At 47.7% G+C, this 4,200-nt stretch carries 2 protein-coding genes; both read left to right on the top strand.

Going from position 1 to position 4,200, the window contains the following annotated elements; genetic code table 11:
• A partial coding sequence (locus AC1DWN_RS29055; RefSeq protein ID WP_477562361.1) for an S-layer homology domain-containing protein occupies positions 1-3,473 on the top strand: 3,473 nt, incomplete at its 5' end.
• 287 nt (positions 3,474-3,760) lie between these two features.
• On the top strand, positions 3,761-4,012 hold the full coding sequence (locus tag AC1DWN_RS29050) for a GlsB/YeaQ/YmgE family stress response membrane protein (protein ID WP_477562360.1): 252 nt from the start codon (positions 3,761-3,763) through the stop codon (positions 4,010-4,012).
• The last annotated feature ends 188 nt before the right edge of the window (positions 4,013-4,200 follow it).

Genomic DNA, 4,200 nt, shown 5'->3' with positions numbered 1-4,200 from the left:
CTGATATAACAGCTCCTGCAAGCAATGGCGGCGTGTTCGCCCAGCAAGCGGCTATCACACTTCGCGATGCTTATGGAAATACGAGCATAGGCGACAGCTCGACTGTCATCACGGCTTCGAAGAAGGATGCAGGTACGTGGACGCTCAAGGGAACGACGACAGCTAAGGCAAGCTCCGGAATCGTGACCTTTACGAACCTGGGAGCAGATAACGAAGCTAGTGTAAACGGAGCTCAGCTCGCCTTCGATGCAGCGGGATTAACGCAAGTGACAAGCGCGACTGTGACATTGCCAGCTCCTGCACCCGCACAGACAGCAACTGCATCGGCGGCAACAGCGAGTCCTATCGCTGGCGCGGCTGATACAGTGACGCTAACGGTCAAAAATGAGCTCGGGCACACCGACACCACATTTAATGGAGCCCACAACGTAACAATCTCGGGCTATACGCAAGCGCCGAATGGCTCTTATGGCAGCTTTAATGGAGCTGCTCTAATAGCATCGCCGAATACGATTAGCGTAACCTTCACGAATGGCGTAGCAACAGCGGACCTGCGGTTGAATCACGCTTCACTGCAGTCTATAGGTTTCAGCATAGCTGGAGTAGCTACACCAGCAACGAATACACTTGGCATCACGCCAGTGGCAGGCAGTACGGCAGCGATGGCAGTAACAACTGATATAATAGCACCCGCAAACAATGGCGGCGAATTCGCCCAGCAAGTGGTTATCACACTTAGCGATGCTTATGGAAACATGAGTACAGGCGACAACTCAACTGTAATCACGGCTTCGAAGAAGGATGCTGGTGAGTGGACGCTCAAGGGAACGATGGAAGTTACGGTCAGCTCTGGCACAGTGACCTTTACTGACTTAGGTGCAGACAATGAAGCAAGTGTAAGCGGAGCTCAGCTCGCCTTCGATGCAGTGGGATTAACTCGAGTGACAAGCGGGACTGTGACATTGCCAGCTCCTGCACCTGCACGGACAGCAACTGCAGCGGCGGCAACCGCGAGCCCTATCGCTGGCGCAGCAGATACAGTGACGCTGACGGTCAAAAATTCGCTCGGGCATACCGACACTACATTTAATGGAGCCCGCAACGTAACAATCTCGGGCTATACGCAAGCGCCGAATGGCTCTTATGGCAGCTTTAATGGAGTTGCTCTAACAGCATCGCCGAATACGATTAGCGTAACCTTCACGAACGGCATTGCAACAGCGGACCTGCAGCTGAATCAAGCTTCGCTGCAGACTATAGGCTTCAGCATAGCTGGCGTAGCTACACCGGCAACGAATACACTTGGACTCACGCCAGTGGTAGGCAGTACGGCAGCGATGGCAGTAACAACTGATATAACAGCTCCTGCAAGCAATGGCGGCGTGTTCGCCCAGCAAGTGGTTATCACACTTCGCGATGCTTATGGAAACATGAGTACAGGCGACAACTCAACTGTAATCACGGTTTCGAAGAAGGATGCAGGTGCGTGGACGCTCAAGGGAACGACGGAAGTTACGGCCAGCTCTGGCACAGTGACCTTTACTGACTTAGGTGCAGACAATGAAGCAAGTGTAAGCGGAGCTCAGCTCGCCTTTGCTGCAGCGGGATTAACTCAAGTGACAAGCGGGCCTGTGACATTGCCGTGGCCGATACTGGATGCACCAACAATCGATTCGATAACGGTTGGAGATGGCCATGTCGTTATTACATGGGGCAAAGTCTATGGCGCTGCTAATTATTCTGTGTTTCAAAGTACGGATTCTAACACCTATGAAGATGCTATTGGAACAACTAGCGGTTCTATTTTTAGCTATGATGCAACAGGATTAACCAACGGGACGGCCTATTATTTTGTTGTCAAAGCTACAAATCCGGGTGGCGAGAGTGCGGCCTCTATAGAAGAGAACGGGACACCAAGAAAAGTTCCAGCAGCACCGACAGATATAGCAGTGAAAGCAGGGGACGGTCAAGCGACGATTACCTTTACTGCACCGACAGATGATGGCGGAAGTCCGATCACAGAGTATGAGGTGACAGCTTCTCCTGAAGGAATCACTGTCACTGGAACAACTAGCCCTATTACGATAACGGGTTTAACGAATGGGACGTCCTATACATTTACGATTAAGGCTGTCAATAGTGCAGGAAACAGCCTACCATCCGTTGCCTCTGAATCTGTAACACCTTACTCGTCTACTCCTCCATATCTGGGTCCTTCTGGTACAGGAGTAGATATACTCGTCAATGGTAAAATAGAGAAAGCAGGGACGGCAACAACAACCACGGTGAATGGTCAACCGGTAACAACTATCGTATTGGATCAGAAAAAGCTTGAAGATCGACTCGCGGCGGTAGGTCAGGGCGCAGTTATTACAATCCCGTTCAATACCAAATCCGATGTTTTCATTGGTGAGATGAACGGCCATTTGATTCAAGCTATGGAGGGAAATCAGGCAGTTGTCATACTCCAGACTGAGAAGGCCAGTTATACGCTGCCAGTGCCACTGCTCAACATGAATGCGGTATTGGATCAATTCGGCGACACTGTGAACCTTCGAGACATCAAGTTTCGGATTGAAATCGCCGCATCGACAACAGAGACAGTGAAGATTGCAGAATATTCAGCGGAGAAAGGTGATTTCTCCATTATCGTTCCGCCGATCAACTTTACAGTCAAAGTCATGTACGGAGATAAAGCGATTGAAGTGACCCAGTTCAGCGACTATGTTGAACGCACAATAGCCATCCCAGACGGCGTGAATCCTAATCATATCACTACTGGAATAGTAGTTGACCCAGATGGAACTGCCCGTCATGTGCCGACTAAGATCGTCACTATCGATGGCAAGATTCACGTTAAGATAAGCAGCTTAACCAACGGCACATACTCGGTTGTTTGGCATCCGCTGGAGTTCATGGATGTAGCCAACCATTGGGCCAAAGCTGCTGTAAATGATATGGGATCAAGAATGGTCATCAGTGGGAACAGCAATGGCATGTTCAATCCTGATAAAGATATTACGCGTGCAGAGTTTACAGCGATTGTCGTTCGCGGATTGGGATTGAAGCTGGAGGATGTATCAACATCTTTCTCTGATGTGAATTCCACGGACTGGTACAATAGTGCGATTCAAACCGCCTATTCCTATGATTTGATCAGCGGTTTCGAAGATGGCACCTTCCGTCCGATGGATAAGATTACACGGGAGCAAGCCATGTACATCATTGCCAAGGCAATGAAGATCACCGGTCTAAGAGCAAAGCTTCCAACTGCGTCAGCAGGAGATGTGCTGAATTCATTCACGGATGCAGCCAATGTTTCGGAATGGGCAAAGAACAGCGTTGCCGATAGTGTACAGGCAGGTATTATTTTAGGTAGAAACGGCGATTACCTCGCATTAAAGGCAAATATCACAAGAGCTGAGGTTGCTGTCATAGTTCAGAAGCTTCTTCAAAAATCGGATCTGATTTAAGGGAACCTACCAGAAAAAGCGACTATCATAAAAAGTTCGAAAAGTTCGGAATGTGACCCGAAAGATAATCTCTTAGGAGATCTCTCTTGGGTCTTATTAATTTATAACCAATGGGTAACATTGAGTAGATTTGCTAAGTGATAATTAAATAAGACATAATATATGAGAACGAAGGGTATTCAAATAAGTATGAAATGGATTCATCCGTTGTTGTTATACTTTTGGTCATTGTCACCTATATATTTAAACATAAGGCAGCTAATGGGCTGTAAGAGAGGATGATACGAATGAGTTTATTATGGTCGTTGCTAATTGGCGGTATTATTGGCTGGCTAGGCGGTCTCATTGTAAAGCGGGACGTTCCGGGAGGTATTATCGGAAATATTGTTGCCGGGTTTGTCGGTGCTTGGCTAGGCGGACTTATTCTTGGTGATATGGGCCCAGAAATTGCAGGTTTTTCACTTATTCCATCTATACTTGGAGCTATTGCAGTTGTATTATTATTAAGTGCTATTATGCGCGGTAATAAGCGTTCATAATGGTCTCTGAATAAATGGATCGACTTCACCAGCTAAAGGAAGAGGTTATATCGCATGCTGTTTTTAATCGGTGCTATTGTAGCAATTATAATCATCGCATATATCGTACTGAACTATTATCCGCCCTTGGGCAAGTCATTGCCGAAGAAAAAGCGGCAGCACTATAGTCATTCTGCCCATTATAATAA

This window comes from Paenibacillus sp. P4_A7 (assembly GCF_056402455.1).
This window is presented reverse-complemented; position numbering and strand designations above follow the sequence as displayed.

Coding starts and splice junctions, on each gene's coding strand:
- AC1DWN_RS29050 (WP_477562360.1), top strand. CDS start 3,761: ATGAGTTTATTATGGTCGTTGCTAATTGGCGGTATTATTGGCTGGCTA.